12 protein-coding genes are annotated in these 17207 nt (G+C 51.2%); 4 read left to right on the top strand and 8 right to left on the bottom strand.

Going from position 1 to position 17207, the window contains the following annotated elements; translation table 11 throughout:
* Nucleotides 1–108: 108 nt before the first annotated feature.
* Nucleotides 109–1890 (bottom strand): family 43 glycosylhydrolase, encoded by a 1782-nt coding sequence (locus ACX93W_RS22815; protein ID WP_459394683.1) that lies wholly within the window; start codon nucleotides 1888–1890, stop codon nucleotides 109–111.
* 198 nt (nucleotides 1891–2088) lie between these two features.
* On the opposite strand from ACX93W_RS22815, the gene ACX93W_RS22810 reads away from it, so the two are divergent.
* A complete protein-coding gene (locus ACX93W_RS22810; protein WP_459394682.1) occupies nucleotides 2089–2658 on the top strand; it encodes a TetR/AcrR family transcriptional regulator in 570 nt (189 codons plus the stop codon).
* 21 nt (nucleotides 2659–2679) lie between these two features.
* Complete coding sequence (locus tag ACX93W_RS22805; RefSeq protein WP_459394681.1) at nucleotides 2680–3507, top strand: CPBP family glutamic-type intramembrane protease; 828 nt, start codon at nucleotides 2680–2682, stop codon at nucleotides 3505–3507.
* On the opposite strand, the gene ACX93W_RS22800 is transcribed toward ACX93W_RS22805, so the two are convergent.
* Nucleotides 3473–6121 carry an RCC1 domain-containing protein gene (locus ACX93W_RS22800; RefSeq protein WP_459394680.1) on the bottom strand — a complete coding sequence of 883 codons (2649 nt, stop codon included), beginning with the start codon at nucleotides 6119–6121 and terminating at the stop codon, nucleotides 3473–3475. The genes ACX93W_RS22805 and ACX93W_RS22800 overlap by 35 nt on opposite strands.
* Nucleotides 6122–6627: 506 nt before the next feature.
* Here ACX93W_RS22800 and ACX93W_RS22795 point away from each other — a divergent pair.
* A complete protein-coding gene (locus ACX93W_RS22795) occupies nucleotides 6628–8688 on the top strand; it encodes a methyl-accepting chemotaxis protein (RefSeq protein WP_459394679.1) in 2061 nt (686 codons plus the stop codon).
* 336 nt (nucleotides 8689–9024) lie between these two features.
* On the opposite strand, the gene ACX93W_RS22790 is transcribed toward ACX93W_RS22795, so the two are convergent.
* From ACX93W_RS22790 to ACX93W_RS22765, 6 genes are all read right to left on the bottom strand, one after another.
* Nucleotides 9025–9789 (bottom strand): ABC transporter permease, encoded by a 765-nt coding sequence (locus ACX93W_RS22790; RefSeq protein WP_459394678.1) that lies wholly within the window; start codon nucleotides 9787–9789, stop codon nucleotides 9025–9027.
* Nucleotides 9790–9822: 33 nt separating this feature from the next.
* The gene (locus ACX93W_RS22785) at nucleotides 9823–10593 is read right to left on the bottom strand and encodes an ABC transporter ATP-binding protein (RefSeq protein ID WP_459394677.1); all 771 of its coding nucleotides are present in this window, start codon (nucleotides 10591–10593) and stop codon (nucleotides 9823–9825) included.
* Nucleotides 10590–11939: an LLM class flavin-dependent oxidoreductase gene (locus tag ACX93W_RS22780; protein ID WP_459394676.1), complete on the bottom strand. Its 1350-nt coding sequence runs from the start codon at nucleotides 11937–11939 to the stop codon at nucleotides 10590–10592. Before ACX93W_RS22780 ends, ACX93W_RS22785 begins: the two co-directional genes overlap by 4 nt.
* Complete coding sequence (locus ACX93W_RS22775; protein ID WP_459394675.1) at nucleotides 11936–13444, bottom strand: LLM class flavin-dependent oxidoreductase; 1509 nt, start codon at nucleotides 13442–13444, stop codon at nucleotides 11936–11938. Before ACX93W_RS22775 ends, ACX93W_RS22780 begins: the two co-directional genes overlap by 4 nt.
* 64 nt (nucleotides 13445–13508) lie before the next feature.
* Complete coding sequence (locus tag ACX93W_RS22770) at nucleotides 13509–14630, bottom strand: aliphatic sulfonate ABC transporter substrate-binding protein (RefSeq protein WP_459394674.1); 1122 nt, start codon at nucleotides 14628–14630, stop codon at nucleotides 13509–13511.
* A gap of 167 nt (nucleotides 14631–14797) precedes the next feature.
* On the bottom strand, nucleotides 14798–16021 hold the full coding sequence (locus ACX93W_RS22765) for an aminotransferase-like domain-containing protein (RefSeq protein ID WP_459394673.1): 1224 nt from the start codon (nucleotides 16019–16021) through the stop codon (nucleotides 14798–14800).
* A 155-nt stretch (nucleotides 16022–16176) separates the two neighbouring features.
* Here ACX93W_RS22765 and ACX93W_RS22760 point away from each other — a divergent pair, with 155 nt between their 5' ends.
* The gene (locus ACX93W_RS22760) at nucleotides 16177–17067 is read left to right on the top strand and encodes a LysR family transcriptional regulator (RefSeq protein WP_459394672.1); all 891 of its coding nucleotides are present in this window, start codon (nucleotides 16177–16179) and stop codon (nucleotides 17065–17067) included.
* Nucleotides 17068–17207: the final 140 nt, after the last annotated feature.

Genomic DNA, 17207 nt, shown 5'->3' with positions numbered 1-17207 from the left:
TTAAAAAATAAGCGCTAACGGACACGGATGTCCATTAGCGTTTTTAATTGAATCAGATACGCGGATCGGCTTTTTGGACAGCCCCATAATGACCTGACTATCCTGCTTCTAATCAGTGATAGTAATATTAATGGTGATTGTCGAAAGGTGAGGCTTCAGCTCTTCCTCCAAGGTCATGTTAAGCACGGGTCTGCCATCATGGGCAAAATGGATCGGTTTGATTCGCGCATGCCGACCTGGATCATCCAGTCCGCCGTCTCCGGGTTCGCCTTTAGTACGGGCGTGATAGCACAATACGATGTTGCCCTGCGCATCCCGCGTAAAGGAATTATGACCTGGGCCTTGCTGGCCGTCTTCAAAATCATAGGTCGATAAGACGGGAAACGGATTTTTTGTCCAGCTGTCCAGCTTCATTAGATCAGCATTTTCGTCCGCATGGAGATACCCCATGCAATAATTAGCATCAACGGTACAAGCAGAGAAAAACACATATACACGTCCGGCTTGTTTAATTACGATAGGCCCCTCGTCGATGCCGTGGCCACGAAGCTGCTCCCACCCATAGTTCGGTACGGCTAGCTCCATTCGTGGACTCGTCAAGCGCCATGGTTCAGTGTGATCGATTGTCGCCATGTACAATCTGGAGGTATCGGGCTTTTCAGCCCAGATGACGTAATGCTTCCCTTGATGCTCAAAATACGTCATATCCAGTGAGAAAAGACTGAAGGAGCCGTCATTCGCCTCGTTAAACGCAAAATGTCCATCGCGCGACCACGCGGAAGCATCCATCACGTCGCCGTCGCAGGGAATAAAGATAGGGCGGATACCCCACACATTGTCTGGTTCGCCGCTGGCTGTGCAGAGAATATACCATTTGCCGCCGATTTTATGAAGCTCCGGCGCCCAGATATAACGATGGCTTACATCGGAATTTTCTTCGTTCCATACCTCAATTTCCTCCGCTGTTGCCAATCCTTCAAGCGTGCGGGAACGTCTGATTATAATACGATCGTAACCATCCGCTTGTACTTCATTGTTGGCGTCATGCCCGTAGGTTGGATAGGAAGCAGTGAAATAATAGAAGCCGCTTTCATTATCATAGATAATGTAAGGGTCGGCGCGTTCCCTGATTAACGGATTTGGATATTGGACCTGCTGTATTTTTCCGGTAAGCGCATACACGCCAGGCTGTTGAAAATCGATGGAATCCGTATTCCACGAAACGCCAAATTTTTTGGTTGAACCGTCGCTGTAGGCGGCTGTAACCTGACTCGGCAAATCGAGTTCCCCAGCGCTTGCGCCGATAGGTAGAGTTATATCCCCAAACGTGTCCGCAAATCCGGTATGCTGCGGCTTGTTGTAGCGTAAAACCAGAGCTGCGCATTCCTCTGGGCTGATTTGCAACGACGAGGCTTGAATAGCATCAGTGACCGCGATATCTGCCCATGTTTTTGCATAATCTGTCGTCGTTGGTTCGCTGAATGTTCCCCAGTCCCTAGTAACGGCCATGTAGCCTTGGCTGCCATCGCTCCATTGCAGAGTGTATAGCTCATTGGTTTGGTCATAGGAGATTGAAAACTCTTTGATCGGTATGCCTGAAGCATTGACGTGGATAAAACGCTCATTCGCAAATGTCCAATCCTCTATGCAATCATACAGCAGGATAAATTCTGATCCTTCGTGATCTGCTGCCGCTAGCCCCAGACTTCCGTCCGGCTGTCTGAACAGAACGGGCGCGCCTATTTTTTTCTGTTCATTTAAGGCGAATAATACGGGGTGTCCATCATTTAATAGCGTGATCTGACCTTGGCTTTCTACAGCTAAGCACAGACTATAGTGGCGATTGGAATCTCCCGATTTAATGTAGGAATGCAGGAAAGCATGACTCATGTAGAAATAACCTCCATTTTTCAAAAATAAAAACATAGAGAAGACAGAATCTTACTTATTATCCCCCGCTGCAGATAATATGGCAATCAAAAATAGTGTGTACGTTTGACATTGATGCAAGCAATAGATAGTATATTAAGCAAGTGCTTAATGTTGAGCGCTTGCTTAATATTAAGGGTATCGGAAAGGTGAGTTATTTTGGTAACCAAACAAGAGCAGCATGAGCAGCGGAGAATTCAGATTTTGGGAGTGGCACTGGAGCATTTTGTGTCGCGGGGTTATTACGGTACGTCCACCAGGGATATTTCAAAAGCGGCGGGCATTAGCTCGGGGTTGATGTTCCATTACTTCAAGTCCAAGCAGCATGTCTACGAGGAGCTGATTCAGATTGGCTGCCAGAGGATGGATATTGATTTTTCCCCGGCAATGACTGATCCGCATGCCTTCCTACAGGCTTTGGTCTCGGAATTGCTTGTCATGCTGGAACAGCCTTTTTCGGCCAAAATGTTTGTTTTGATGGGGAATGCTTTTTTTCACCGCGACATTTCGCAAAAAGTAAATGATATGCTCGATGTTCGAAACGTCGCATTGTTAAGCAAGGAGGTTATCGTACAGGGTCAGAAGCTGGGGCAATTCAAGAATGGCGACCCCCACGCGCTTTCGCTTGTTTTCTGGAATGCCATTCAAGGAATTGCCGAACACATAGCGCTTAAACCGGAGGATCCCAGGCCAGAAGCCTCCTGGTTCATATCCATTTTAACGAAGTAGTCGTGAGGAGATGGGATCGACATGAAAGCACAGAGCACCCGAAATTTAGTTGTATTTGCTGCTGTCGTTATAGCCAGCGGATGGATCGGCGTGTTGGTGGACAGCACTCTGGAAGGGCAGCAGGAGGGCAATACGCTGGGTATGGGCATATGGCTTGTTCTTCCGCTGCTTACGGTTATTGTCCTTCGTTCATTTGCCGGAGACGGATGGAAGGGGGCAGGACTTGCCCCGCTAATCAGATCAGGCTGGCCGTGGTATTTGGTGGCGCTGCTCGTTTATCCGTTAGTCACTTCTATCGTCCTGCTGGCAGGTTACGTCACCGGATGGATTGATTTCTCAAACCTCCGGTTAGGCGCCCTGGGAGGCGTGTTCATAGGCCTCCTGCTTATCCAGTTTGTCAAAAATATATTTGAAGAGGCTGTATGGCGGGGTTATTTGACTGCCAAGCTTATGCAGCTGGGAGTCGGAGACTGGGCCCTATACGGAATTGCCGGCTTAATCTGGGGGATCTGGCATGTGCCCTACTACTTGCATTTTTTGCCCGATGAAATGATGCATACGGTATTGCCGGTAAACAAAATCCTGTTTGCTATGATTGCCGTTATTTCCATGATCGCATGGTCGGTTTTATTCGTGGAGCTTTACAGAATCGCAGGTTCGATCTGGCCTGGCGTGCTTATGCATGCGGTCGAGGACAGTCTGCTTAACCCGCTCGTAATCGACGGATACATAACGGTTGCCGCCGGTAAGGAGATATGGGTGTCGCCCATTACAGGAATTTTACCCACAGTGCTTTATGTTGCGGCGGGTTTGATCATCCGTTCGATTCGGTTGCGGCGTTTAGCTTAGCTCCCGTTGGAGTGCGTACGGCTTGAGGCGTGTCAAAATAGGATTTTGTCCCGTTGCCGAGCAGTCCCTTTGCATTGTCACGGCCGCTGACATACAGCTTCCCGTCAATGATAAAGTAAAAATTGTTCTCTTGTGGCAGGGCAAAAGAAACATTATGATTTAATTTTTTATCCAGCAGCGAATTGGATGAATAACCGAAAAATAACATTTCGTTATTGGTAGTGAGCAGCAGCGCTCCTTTACGGGATGCGCTTATTGTCCGGTAGTTCAGCTTCTTGCCTACACTTGTCAAAGAGGTTTCGGTTAAACGGTAAGGCTCGTTCGTTACTTTTACAGGGGATGTCAATGACTGTTTAATTTGGCGGCCGAGCTGGCTGGCTGTATTGTCGCCCCACGCCCAAAGGTCCCCGTTTTTGTCTAGCGCGATCACATAATCGTTATTGGCGGTTGCCGCAGACAGCAATTTGATATTTTTAAGGCCGGCAATCGCCTTTGGTTGTATCGCTTCGTCTTTAATGGTGTTGCTCCAATGCCATACGGTGCCGTCTTTGCGGATGGCGTATCCTTGAGCCCTTCCTATTCCTATGGCGGTGGCGTCGGAAATCTGTTCAACTGTACGAACAAAACTACCCCTGTACGCCAGAATTTCATCGTCCATGTAAGCCGTTCCGCCAAGCTGATATACCTTGCCCGATGCCCCCAGCGCAATTGCGGAGTAGTCATAAACGGCAATATCCTTGATGGCTTCGGAAATGAGCGTAATGGCCGTTGGTTTTTTGGCGTCCTCCAGTCCAAATCTCTTTAAATCTCCCCAGCCGTACAGTTTTCCCTTCTGGTCCACATAAAAGGAAAATCCATCGCCCGCAGCCAGCTTTTTGATGCCCTGATCCTTAGTTATAACAATGGGGCTTAAAATATCATCGCGGTTGCTTCCGTTGATTTGTCCGCTTGCATTGCTGCCCCAGCCATAGAGAGTGCCGTCGCCGCCAAGTGCCAGCATATGCTCCTTGCCCCCTGCGACGGATACGGCATTGTTTACCTTGGAGATCAGGTATGGCGCCGATGGAGCAGGATTGGTGGCGCTGATTCCGAGCTGTCCGGAAAAATTATGCCCCCAAGCAACAAGATTGCCTTCCGCATTAACGCCAAGCGTATGCTGTGAATCGGAGTAAGCGGAAACGCTCTGGGCAATGCTCCTTAGCCCCGTCAGCATGGCGACGGGTTCCCGAAAGAGAACGGGATTGCCTTCGTTCCATTCGTAATAAGCCCCGTCTGTTCCAAGCACGTAGCTGCTATTATTGAACACGGCAGCCACTCCGTGCGACACCTTGCCCGGCTTTTTGATAAAGGAATCCTTCGTCGATACATAAGACCACATCTCCGCCTCATCGCTCACGAGTAATGGATAACTTCCTATCATCGCTATTTGAGTAATGGGAGGGAAGCCTTTTAGCTGTTCGGGCTTTTGGGCCACTACGCTGGTAAACATATAGCGTCCTAATCCGTCTTCAAGCTGTTTATTTTCGTTGGTGTTTGCCTTTTGACGGGCGCTTGCAATGACGCTTAAGTCTCCCCACGCCCAAACCGCGCCGTTTTTTTGCAGCGCCAGGTGCGTCGCATAACCATACAAACTGTTGGGTGAAATTGCAATGCTGGTAATTCCGGTTAATGTAGAGATCGCTTTAACTGTTACCTTTGGAGCTTTGTAATGCCCGTTTTCATCGGTTTTTCCGTAGGATAAGGTCCAGCTGTGCACGGTCCCGTCCTGCTTCAATATTAATCCGTTGCCATCGTAGTCAACGGCGATTTCCTTGATCCCTGAAAACTTGCCAATGCGGACAAGAGCGATCCCGGCGGAACGGTAATCCCATTGCCAAATCTCGCCCTGCTTGGTAAGCAAAGCCCCGGACTTGCCTCCAACGCTTACCTGGGCGACGTTGGTTATCGCCGTAATGGGTTTGGGCTGCCTCCAGGTTGCATAAGACAAGTAGACGGCTTTGTCGAAAATGCTGGGTACCTCGCCCCATCCCCAAAGCTTTCCGTCGTTATCCAAAAAGTAGGAGGCTTGATCACCCGCAACAAGGCGTTTGGCAAGCTTAACGGCATTGCTTCCAAGTTTTTGACCTTCCTCAAATGAAAGGGCAAGCTGAGAGCTATCCATATATTTAGCATAGTTGTCCGTACGGCTAAATAACCCTGGTTCGTTTGCTTTCAGGGAAACGGGGAAGGCTTCGGAATAACCCGTTTTTTGCCCATCCTGATCCATCGCCGTAATGGTCAGCTTGTTATCCCTAAGCTTAGCGGCATCAACAGGCGGCGTTTTTACGCGAAAATAACCTTTTGCATTAAGGATGCCCTTCGTTTCGGAGAGGACGGTTTCTGCATATTCTCTGCGTCCGTTCACATTCTCATATTCGCCGGTGCTCAGTTTTATTGTTATTCCTTCGCCGGCCTTCGGCTTTTCCATAATCCCGTCAACGGTTAAGGAATTATCGTCATGCTGGATAACTCTGAAATCCACAAACCGCCAATATTGCCCCTCGGCAGCAGTCTGGCCGGATAAGGGGATAAGCAGCGCAAATGCCAGTAATATAGACAACCAACCCTTTTTCAAATCTGTCAGCTCCTGTTGTGTATGGATTTTCCTGATTCGATATATATTCGGAAGCACCTCTCCAAACTCTTAACTAAATTAACATAAAAAAGCAAGTGAAAAAAGGATGGTAAATGGTAGAATTGATCATAAGTTCCAGTTTAAAAAGGGCGTTTTTCAATAATTGGCAATCGCGAACGGGAAATCGACATCATCATTGGAAATGCACGAGGCGCTGCTAAAAGGCGGCGAAAATCCGCCGAAAATCCGCCGTATATTATGGCGGACATTCCTTGGTAGCCGATGCCGCACATTACGTTCATCACTATAAGCCGGAGCTGATAGCAGAAGAATTGTTGAAAATGGTGCAGAGATCGCTGGATGATGAAGAGCGGCCATAGGCTTTTTGCCATCATGTTGAAAAAATGAGACTTGTGTAAATTCAAAATCTAATTAAAATTAATACAAGATTAGAAGTATTAAAGTGAGCTTTGTTCACAAGACAAGACACCAAAGGAGATGACAACATGCTGCAAATTGTGAAAAAGAAGGCTTCACGTTCCTCGAGTATTGCCAATACATTGGCGCTTTTATTGTTCAGTATTATCGTTGTTGTCTTTTTTGTTCTGGGAGCGGTTATGTTTTCTAACATGCGCGGCATTCTGATTAACCAGCAAGAGACATTGCTAGAAACAAAAACAACAGCGCTTGTTAAAGAATTTGATGCGTTTTTTAAAGAAAAAGGTTCGTTGGTTAAGCAGATGTCAACCAATCAAACCTTTACGCGTTACATAGAGTCAACCGAGACTCCGCAAATGGCCAAAACATCTCCTTATGCAGCCGAGGTACAAGCAACGCTGGCCGAGATGGTTGCGATGGAGCCTTCCTTTGCAGATGCCTGGGTTGCGGGCATTGACGGAAAGGGCTACTGGATTCTGAATGACGGCTCCGTGTCCGCCCCGGATTTTGATATCCAGACACGTCCATACTATAAGCCGGTTACCGAGACGGACGGGCTTTATTACTCGGCGCCTTACCCGGACGTTACGACGGGAGATCTGCTGATGGGAATCTTTTATCCGGTCAAAAATGCTGCTGGCAGCATGATCGGATTTGTTGCGGTAGATATTGCGTTTAGCGATATTCCGACCATTATGCAGAGCTATTCGCTCGGCGAGACCGGTTTCTCCATCTTGGCTTCGGATACGGGCGAAATCCTTTATCACCCCGACGAAACAAAGGTGCTCAAGGAAAACCTGACGGATAGCCCCGGCGACTTGGGTAAAATCGGTCAAAAGATGCTGAATGGGCAATCCGGCGTTGAACTGATGCAGGATAACGGCGAGCGCCGGTACATCGGATACGCAACAAGCGAAGACACGGGATGGTCGGTAGGTTTGACGATTAGCGAAAAAGAGGTTTTGGAGCAATTAAAAGGCATGACCCAAATTACGTTGATCTCGTTTGCGGCGGCCACGCTTCTGCTGGTTGCCGGCTGCTACGTGACTTTGCGGTATCTGTTGAGATCCATTCCAAAGCTGCTGGGCAAAATGAAGCTGATCGAGCAAGGCGATTTGACCGTCAGCTTTGACGTGAAGTCCAATAACGAGATTGGCCAAATCTCCCGCGGCATGTCCAATATGGTCCAGAAGATTAACGGCATGATCGGCATGGTAGCCGACTCCGCGAATGTGCTGAACCAGTCATCACAGGAGCTTCAGTCCATCTCCTCCAAGACGGCCGCCACAATGAACGATACGGCCACAGCAATTAACGAAATTGCCAATGCTACCAATTACCAATCCGTCGAGACGGATAACATTTTCCAAAAAACCGGAACATTGTCGTCTCAAATCGATGATATTACGAATGATACCAAGGCTGTAGAGCAGATGGTGCAGACCTCCGCTGAGCAAAGCGTGCGGGGATTGGAAGTGGTTGATCTTCTCTCCAAATGGTCGCAGGACAATCAAAATGCGACGCAGGCCATGTCGTCTCTTATTCACGATATCGATTTGAGCCGCAATGAAATCGGGAGTTTTGTTGCGACTGTGCAGCAAATTGCTACCCAGACCAACCTGCTTGCGCTGAATGCTTCCATCGAGGCTGCCCGCGCAGGAGAGCAAGGCAAAGGTTTTGCCGTAGTTGCAGGGGAGGTTCGCAAGCTGGCGGAGCAGACTGCGTTGGCTACTCAGGAAATCGCCAAAAAAGTCGGCGTCATTGAAGAAAAAACCAAAACCTCCGTGCAGCATACGGTTCAAGGTTTAAAAATCGCCGAAGAAAATGCCAAGTCCGTGGAAGATACGAAGCAGGCATTCTATCACATCAGCAACGATCTGGAGGAGCTGAAGTCGAGAATGAACCGTATTAGCGGCAGCGCGTCCAGCGTCTACACCCATAAGGAAGAAATCGTAAGGGCGCTAGAAATCATCTCATCCACTACGGAGGAAAACTCAGCGTCAACGGAAGAAGTCAGCGCCAGCACGCAAGAGCAGCTTGATAGCATCGAGCAGGTTGCCGGCTTGTCCGACAAGCTGAGCGGCTTGTCCAAAAAGCTGCAGGAAGAACTGAGCCAGTTCAAGGTATAAGATATAGGCTCAAAACAGTAACGGACATCCTGCGAGCAACGGACATCCATGACCGTTATAGCCTTATTTTGAGGTAATGTCCATGTTTAAAGGTCATCCATGACCATAAAAGCTTACACTCATCTCAAAAACGCGACTTTTGAGCGTGTAAAGGACATAGGTGACCGTTAAATGAAGCCAATGCATCCATTTGGGGCTCTAACGGTCATCGGTGACCGCCAGGCGGGCAAAAGGCAGCTGTCCATATCGATTAAAAAAGCATCCAACCCCGCCTGTTGCGGGAGTGGATGCTTCTTCTTTTATATGCTATTTTCTTTTATATGCTATTTTCTTTTATCAGCCCCGGTAATTGTCCTGCCAGCGAAGCAGCTTGCGCTCCAGCAAGCGAACAAGGGAGTCCGCCAGCTTTCCGACGAAGGCAAAAATGAAAATGCCCACAAATACGGCGCCGGTTCTCACATAGGAGCGGGCATCCTGAATCAAATAACCAACGCCGCTGTCCGCGCCCATTAATTCCGCCACGACAAGGCATAACCAAGCGATGCTTAGCGAAAGCCGCAATCCCAGCAGCACATTGGGCAAAGCCGAAGGGAGCATAAGGCGGGTGATTTGCTTAATGCGGCTAAATTCCAGCACGCGCGCAACCTCAAACAGCTTTTTGTCGACATTCCGCACGCCAAGGAAGGTATTCACGTACAGCGGGAAGAAGGAGCCCATCGCGATCAGCAGTACTTTGGACAACTCGCCGAAGCCGAACCATAGAATAAACAGCGGAGTGATGGACAGTAAAGGCACAGTCCGCAGCATTTGGACGGAAGGGTCGATCAATTCTTCGGCCCGAACCGACATGCCAACCGTAATACCGACGATGAGCCCTAGCGATCCGCCCAGCAGGAAACCAAGCGCTGCGCGCATCAGGCTGACGCGGATATGGAAATAAAGCTCGCCCGACAGCAGCATGCTGTAGAAATCGTCGAAAATCGAGCTTGGCGCCGGAAACAGCTTGGGGTCCGCCGCTCCCGTCAGGGAAGCCCATTGCCAGAAAATCAGCACAGCAGCAGGAATGATGGCGCCTTTCAACCATTTTGCATAGTTTTTCATACATTCTCCTTTAGTAATGCGTGTTCCGGAGTCTTAGATGGACCAGGTTTCGTCTTCGTCCCCGGTCCTCTCCAGCGTGCGCTGGACGGTTGTGCGAAGCTCCTGAAACGAAGACCCCGATCTTGACCGGGGATAGGGCAAATCATTGGTGATTATGCCTTTGATTCGTCCCGGCCTTGCGTCCATCACCACGATTTTTTCAGCAAGGAAAACGGCTTCATCCAGATCATGGGTCACCAGCAGCATGGTGGTCCGGTTGCGGCGCCAGATGTCCAGAAGCGCTTCTTGCATATGCGCGCGCGTAAAGGCGTCAAGCGCCCCGAAGGGCTCGTCCAGCAGCAGCACCTCCGGGTTTTGCATCAGCGCGCGGGCAATGGCTACCCGCTGCGACATGCCCCCGGACAGCTCCTTGGGATAGGCGCGCCTGAACCCGTCCAGACGCACCAGCGCAATCATTTCATCAACCCGCCGCCGGATTTCCGGAACGCGCAGCGACTCGTTGGCGGCGATGTTTTCTTCTACAGTCAGCCATGGGAAGAGGCGATGCTCCTGAAAAATAAAGCCTTTTTTGCGGCTTGGCCCGCCTGCGTCCGCTCCGTTCAGCAAAACGCTCCCTTGATAATCGGAGTCCAGGCCCGCGATGATTTTGAGCAGGGTGCTTTTGCCGCAGCCGCTTGGTCCGATGATGGTAACAAACTGTCCCGGCTCGACGTTAAGCCCAATATTGTCCAATACATGGTTGACCTTGGCGGAGCGAAAGCTTTTGCTTACCTCGCTCAGCTCCAGCCGTCCCGTGGCGCTCATTCCTGCACCTCGTTCGCCGCCTTGGCGTGCCTGCTGGCCGGACGGCGCAGACCCAAATTGTCCCGCAGGGTGCGTCCTTCGTAATGCGTGCGGAACAATCCGCGCTTCTGCAATACCGGAATAACCTTGTCTACAAAATCCTCGAGCCCGCCCGGCATATAAGGCGGCATAATGTTAAAGCCGTCAGCGGCTTCCTCGTTCAGCCATTGCTCCATATGGTCCGCAATTTGCTCAGGCGTTCCAATGACCGTGGAATGTCCGCGCGCGGAGGCGAAACGCAGGTAAACCTCACGCACGGTCAAGCCTTCGCGGCGCGCGGTCTCCGTTACTAGCTGGAAGCGGCTGCGCGTGCCTTGGGCATCGGCAAGCTCCGGAAACGGTTCATCGTCTCCATAGCCGGACAAATCGATGTTGTCGAATACGCCGCCCAGAAGGGCAGTGCCGATTCGTCTGTCTACCAGCGACTGCAGCAACTGGTAGCGCTCCTGCGCTTCCTCGGGCGTATCGGCAATAATGGGGAACAGGCCGGGGAAAATTTTGATCTCATCGCTTGTTCGCCCGTGCGTTTGAGCCAGTTCCTTAACTCCTTTATAGAAGGCTTTTGCCTTTTCCAAATCGTTCTGTACGGTAAAAACGACCTCGGCATGTTTGGCGGCAAATTGCTGTCCGTCGCCGGAGGAGCCGGCCTGAATAATGACCGGTCGCCCCTGTATGGGACGCGCAACGTTAAGGGGACCTTTGACGTTGAAAAACTTGCCTTTATGATGTAGCGGATGCACTTTGTCCTCCTGGAAATAAAGCCCGCTGTCCTTGTCCGCGACAACCGCCTCTTCTTCCCAGCTGTCCCATAGGCCGGAAGCCACCTGAAGGAACTCGTCGGCGCGCTCATAGCGCAGCTCGTGTTCAAGGATGGCCTCCTGCCCGAAGTTTCGGGCTTCGTCATGCAGCGCCGAGGTCACGACATTCCAGGCAGCACGTCCGTTGCTGATGTGATCCAGGGATGCAAATTTGCGGGCGGCATGGTACGGCTCATTAAAGGTTGTGGACAAGGTGGCGGCCAGACCGATATGTTCGGTGACGGCAGCCAGATTGGATAGCAGAGTCAGCGGCTCAAGCTTGCCGTACCGGTCCGTCAGCGCGGATTTGAAGGGCAAGGGCACGGCCAGATCATCAGCCAGAAAAATGAGATCAAAAGCGCCCTTTTCCGCCGTTTGCGCCAGCTTCTGGTAATATTTCACGTTATGGCTTTGCCCCGTCTCCGTTTCGGGATGCCGCCATGCAGCGGCATGATGGCCGGTGCTTTGAATAAACAAGCCTAGTTTCAATTGCTTGCCCGCTTTGCTCATGTAACGGCCTCCCCTTGGGCGAATGCGTTGGCCCGGTTCAGCGCGAATTGGCTGACGGGGCGCTCCAGTCCCAGATGCTCGCGCAGCGTGCTGCCCGTATAGTCAGTGCGGAACAGCCCCCTCCGTTGAAGAACGGGAACGACCTGATCCACGAATTCTCCCATGCCGCCCGGCAGAAGGGGAGGCATAATGTTGAAGCCGTCGCATGCTGCGCTCTTAAACCAATCTTCAATCAGGTCGGCAATTTGCTCCGGCGTACCAGTCACCTTCATATGGCCCCTTGCTACGGCAAAATGCATACCAAGCTGTCGAATGGTTTGTTTTGTGCGACGTGCTGCTTCAACGATGATTTTGGCCCGGCTGGTATTGCCCTCCAAAGGGATATCCGGAAGCTCGTCATCCGGCGAGCAGCCCGACAAATCCGCGTTCAGCATGCGCGACAAATAAGTGATGCCTGCAGAAGGGAGGATGAGGTCATAAAATTCCTCTTCCTTGGCTTTGGCTTCAGCCTCGGTTGCGCCAACAAAAAACATAAGACCCGGCATAATTTTAACCTGCTCCGGCCGTCTTCCGAATTCCGGCAGCATGTCCTTCACTTGGCGGTAAAAGCGGATGGCTTCCTCCTTATCCTCGCATGCGGTGAATATGATGTCGGCAGACCGCGCGGCGAAGCGCGATCCTGTGGGGGAGGTGCCGGCTTGAACGATAACGGGGCGCCCTTGAGGAGAGCGCGGAATATTGAGCGGACCCAATACCGAGAAGGAATTGCCCTGATGTTCAAGGAGATGAACCTTGGACTTGTCCGCAAACACGCCGCCTTTTTTGTCCCAAACGAGTGCTTCATCCTCCCAGCTGTCCCACAGTCCGTTGGCTACATCCAGAAATTCCTGCGCCCGTTCGTAGCGCGAGCCATGCTCGGGAAGCTTATCCATGCTGTAATTCAGGGCGTCGCTTTCCTTGGTGGAGGTGACAACGTTCCAAGCGGCGCGTCCACGGCTCAAATGATCGAGGGTGGAGAAACGCCGGGCGACATTATAGGGATCGTTGAATGTAGTCGATACCGTCGCGGCCAAGCCGATCCGTTCCGTCATTGCCGTAAGCGCGCCGATGACGGCCGTTGCTTCGGGGTAGACAAAACGCGCGCTGGACTCGGCGTCGCTCAGCGGAATAGAGCCGGTATCCGCCAGGAAAAGCATATCCAGCTTGCCGCGTTCAGCCGCGGCAGCAATTTCGCGGTAATAATCGAGATTGATCACTTCGTTGGTATCCGTCTCGGGATGACGCCATGCGGCAAAGTGATGGCCGAAGGTAAAGATGAAAGCGCCCAGGTTCAATTGCGTGTTTAACTGCTGGCCGGGTTTATTACTGGATTGTTTGGTTTGCTCGCTGGGTTTATGGCTTGAATGCTCGGTTTGCTCGCTTGACTGATTGATCGCTTGCTCGTTTGCTTGCTCGTTCGATTGATCGTTCGTTTGATCGTTTAATTGCTCGTTCGCTTGCTTCATTGCAAAACACTTCCGTTCGTTGTTTTGTTTCCGTTCTTTGTTTCCGTTCATTGGTTTGTTAAATCTATTTACCGGCTGCTTCGGTTTTCAATTCTTCCAGCGCTTTCTCGAGGAAGGAATTATCAATAACTGCGGAGACATCGACCTTGGCTTTGATCTCGCCTTGCTCAAACATCAGGTCGGCCGTTTGCTGCTGGAATTTGGTTGCTTCCTCCGAGACAGGCAGGTTGGTCGGCTCCGAGCTTGGGTTGGCAAGAGAAATGCGAATGGTATCTTCGCTCGCGTTTTTGATCTGGGCATTCAGCTTAACGGCTTCGTCCAGATTGGCTCTCTGCCAATCGATCGAGCGTTGGTAGGCTTTCAGGAAAGCAACAACCAGCTCAGGGTATTTGTCAGCAAATTCGGTGCGGGAGATCACATAGCCAGGCGTAAAGATGCCTAGTGTTTTTGCTTCTGCAACAACGCGCGACCCGGAAGAGGTTTCCTGGCTGCGGTAAGGCTCGAAGATCGCCCATGCGTCTACTTGTCCGCTCTGGTAAGCGGCCTGCGCGTCGCTTGGTTGCAGGTTTACAAGCTTGACATCATCGGGAGAAACGCCCGCTTGCTTCAGGGCTAGCTGGAGCACGCCCCATGAGCTGCTGCCTTTGGCTACCGCAATGCTTTTGCCTTTCAGGTCGGCGATGGATTGAATCGGGCTGGACTCCGGAACCAGAATGGCATCCGGCGCTCCGCTGCTGCCTTCCGCCAATGATTTGAATTCGATACCGGCGGATTGAGCGGCGATCGTGCCGATAAAGCCGGTGCGGACGATATCGAGTCTTCCTGCGGCAAGAGCTTCATTGTATTGCGAAGCGCTGGCCAGTGTCTGGAATTCCACGGTCGCTCCGTATTTGGCGAATTCCTCGGCAAACCAGCCTTTTTCTTTGCCAATAATCATTGGGCCGACCTGGCTGCCTTCCAGTTGAACAACAACGCCACTGTATTTATTCGGGTCCGGCTGCTCCGCCCCTTGCGCTTCCGGGGAAGACGACGGTTCTGCGGAAGGGGAGCTTTCCGCGCTTGGAGAGGCAGCTGCGCCGCCTGTTGGATTGCCTGCATTTCCTGTATTGCTGCCGCAAGCTGCTAGTAAAACCGCCAGCGCCGTTAATAGTATCAGATTGAATAGTGCTTTCCGTTTGAGTTTCATTAGTTTGACCTCCTGTGAATGGGCGAGCATTACGCTTCGCATTATTGAGTTAGTTTGAATGATCGCTTCAAAACCGTTTGCTGCTATTGGGATTATGAGATCCCTTGACGGGAACCTCCAGACTTGCGACCTACAGAATCAGGCAAGCGTATCCTTGCCGTATTGGATTAGATAAAAGAGCCCTCGCTCCTTTCGGCGAGGTAGGCGTTGTATGCTTCCGCCAACCTTGCGACGCCTAGCTCTAAAGCGTCGGATTCGCAATAGCTGAAGGATAACCTTGCATATTGCGCTCCATCCTCCGGGTTCAAATAAAACTGCTTGCCGTCAATAAAGCTGACTCCTTTCTCCGCAGCGTAACGGACAAGTTCTCCGGTATCGATGCCTTGCTTGAAGCGAAGCCAGACAAAAAATCCTCCGCCGGGCACCGTATATTCCACGGCTTCTCCGAGATGCTTGTCCAAGGCCGCAATCAAGCTGTCGCGCTGGCTGCGGTATCGCTTGATCAACTCGTCAATATGTTGTTCAAAGCCGAAGTTTTGCAGCAGGTTGCCGACGATTTGTTGAGTGAATACGCTGGCTCGGCTGCCGTGAAAAAAAGTATTCAGCTTGCCAATCACCTCTTGCGAGGCAATCGCCCAGCCAACCCGAATGCCAGGTGCGATTGTTTTGGAGAAGGTTCCCAAATAAATCGTTCGCTGCGGTGCAAAACTATAAATAGCAGGCAAATAGTCGTTTTCAAAATTCAGCTCCGAATAGGCGTCATCTTCTAGAATGAAGAAATTATATTTCTCTGCCAGCCCCGCTAACTGCTGGCGGCGTTTAATCGATAGGCTGATTCCGCCCGGATTATGGTAGTTGGGTATGCAATACAGAAATTTGGGGAGCGGCAGATTCAAACGGAAAGCTTTTTCCAATGCTTCTTGAACGGCATCGACCTGCAGGCCGTCGCTGTCGATCGGAAACGAGGTCAAAACCGCCTCGCTTGCCCGAAACGTATTCAGAGCGCCGAAGAAGGTTGGCGACTCCACCCAGACATGGTCCCCCGGCTCCAGAATGGCGCGGCTGGCAAAATCGATTGCTTGCCCGGAGCCGTAGGTGACCAGCACCTGCTCCGGCAACACATGGATGCCGCGAAGCGAGGAGCGGGCTGCGATCCAGTTCCGCACGACCGACGGGCCGTCGGCTCCGGCGTATTGCAGGGCGGCTGCGCCTTGCGCTTGAATAGCTTGTGCGGATGCCTGCTCCAGCGCCCCATAAGGAAAGGCGTCCGAGATGGGGGAGCCGTAAGACAACGGCACGACATCGGAGCGAACGGCAGCTTGAGCCGCTCCCATCGGTGCGGATTGAGGGACGCGTTTGGCAAAAACAAAGGGAGCAATAGGTTCGCTCATCGTGTGTTCACAGCCTTTCAGTGTAATATTGTTTAATTCCGATAGGAATGTTAGGAATTAATAATTGCATTGTTGCATATTCCGATTTACAATGTAAAATATAAAATCGCAATGATTCCATAACTGCCGATTATGGCAGGAGAGGTGTACGAGGGATGCGAATCGAGCAGCTTAGATATTTGGTTGAGGTCGCGCATAGCGGTTCCATGACGCTAGCCGCCGAAAAGCTTCATTTGTCGCAGCCCAATATAAGCAACTCCATTTCCTCGCTGGAGGATGAAATCGGAGTAGCCGTTTTTACCCGAACGCGTTCGGGAACAACGCCCACTCCTGCGGGGATGAATCTGATTCAGCTTGCGGAGGAGATTTTGGCCAAATGGGACCAGTTTGCGGAAACGGCCCGAATGAACAGTTCGCTTCTGAATGAGCGGCTGGTGATCGGCGCCACGTTTGGCGCATGCACCAGCTTTTTGCCTCAATTGCTCACCGCTTATTCGGAGAAATATCCCTTTGTTGAACTGCAAATCATCGAAAGCCATCCCGCCGAGATCGAAGAGCGAATTATTGCGGGAGAGTGGGATCTTGGCCTGATCGGGACACCGGTAGAGGTTGCCTTCAAAAACCTGGTGGCTGAACGCTTTTTGAAATGCCGGATTATGGCTTGCGTAGGAAGCAAATCGCCGCTGGCGACCAAGGAAAGCTTGTCGATGGAGGAAATCAGCAAACATCCCATCATAGGAACATCGGAGAAAATCCGCGCCGAGCTTGAGGATTATGGTCCGCTCCGGCAAATGTTCCACGCCAAGCATTCCGAAGTATCCAAACGCGTCATCAGCGAAGGTTTTGGCATCGGCTTTTATTTGGATATTTCGCTAAAAAACGATCCTTATGTCATCAATGGCAATATCGTGCCGATACCGCTCCAGAAGGAGCATCCGGTCGATTTTTATTGGCTCCACGCCCAAAAGAAACTATCGCTCGCCAGCGAAACCTTCCTGAAGGAGCTGCGCTCGCTGGTTCCGCAGCTGATGAGGCTGCATATCTGACAGTGTCAGGGACAGGGAGAGCGCAGTGTTATCGCTCGCTTTGATTCATTAGCCCCGCCCCGTTTTGGAGGCGGGGCTGCTTAAATTGTAGTCAGCATCTCTCTACCATCGCAATCAGCGTTGATTGGGGCAGGAGTGGA

It is taken from the genome of Paenibacillus sp. CAU 1782 (assembly GCF_054551715.1).
This window is presented reverse-complemented; position numbering and strand designations above follow the sequence as displayed.

Bases quoted from the DNA above. Each gene is read 5' to 3' on its own strand.
- ACX93W_RS22815 (WP_459394683.1), bottom strand. From the start codon at position 1,890: ATGAGTCATGCTTTCCTGCATTCCTACATTAAATCGGGAGATTCCAAT.
- ACX93W_RS22805 (WP_459394681.1), top strand. From the start codon at position 2,680: ATGAAAGCACAGAGCACCCGAAATTTAGTTGTATTTGCTGCTGTCGTT.
- ACX93W_RS22795 (WP_459394679.1), top strand. From the start codon at position 6,628: ATGCTGCAAATTGTGAAAAAGAAGGCTTCACGTTCCTCGAGTATTGCC.
- ACX93W_RS22790 (WP_459394678.1), bottom strand. From the start codon at position 9,789: ATGAAAAACTATGCAAAATGGTTGAAAGGCGCCATCATTCCTGCTGCT.
- ACX93W_RS22785 (WP_459394677.1), bottom strand. From the start codon at position 10,593: ATGAGCGCCACGGGACGGCTGGAGCTGAGCGAGGTAAGCAAAAGCTTT.
- ACX93W_RS22780 (WP_459394676.1), bottom strand. From the start codon at position 11,939: ATGAGCAAAGCGGGCAAGCAATTGAAACTAGGCTTGTTTATTCAAAGC.
- ACX93W_RS22775 (WP_459394675.1), bottom strand. From the start codon at position 13,444: ATGAAGCAAGCGAACGAGCAATTAAACGATCAAACGAACGATCAATCG.
- ACX93W_RS22770 (WP_459394674.1), bottom strand. From the start codon at position 14,630: ATGAAACTCAAACGGAAAGCACTATTCAATCTGATACTATTAACGGCG.
- ACX93W_RS22765 (WP_459394673.1), bottom strand. From the start codon at position 16,021: ATGAGCGAACCTATTGCTCCCTTTGTTTTTGCCAAACGCGTCCCTCAA.
- ACX93W_RS22760 (WP_459394672.1), top strand. From the start codon at position 16,177: ATGCGAATCGAGCAGCTTAGATATTTGGTTGAGGTCGCGCATAGCGGT.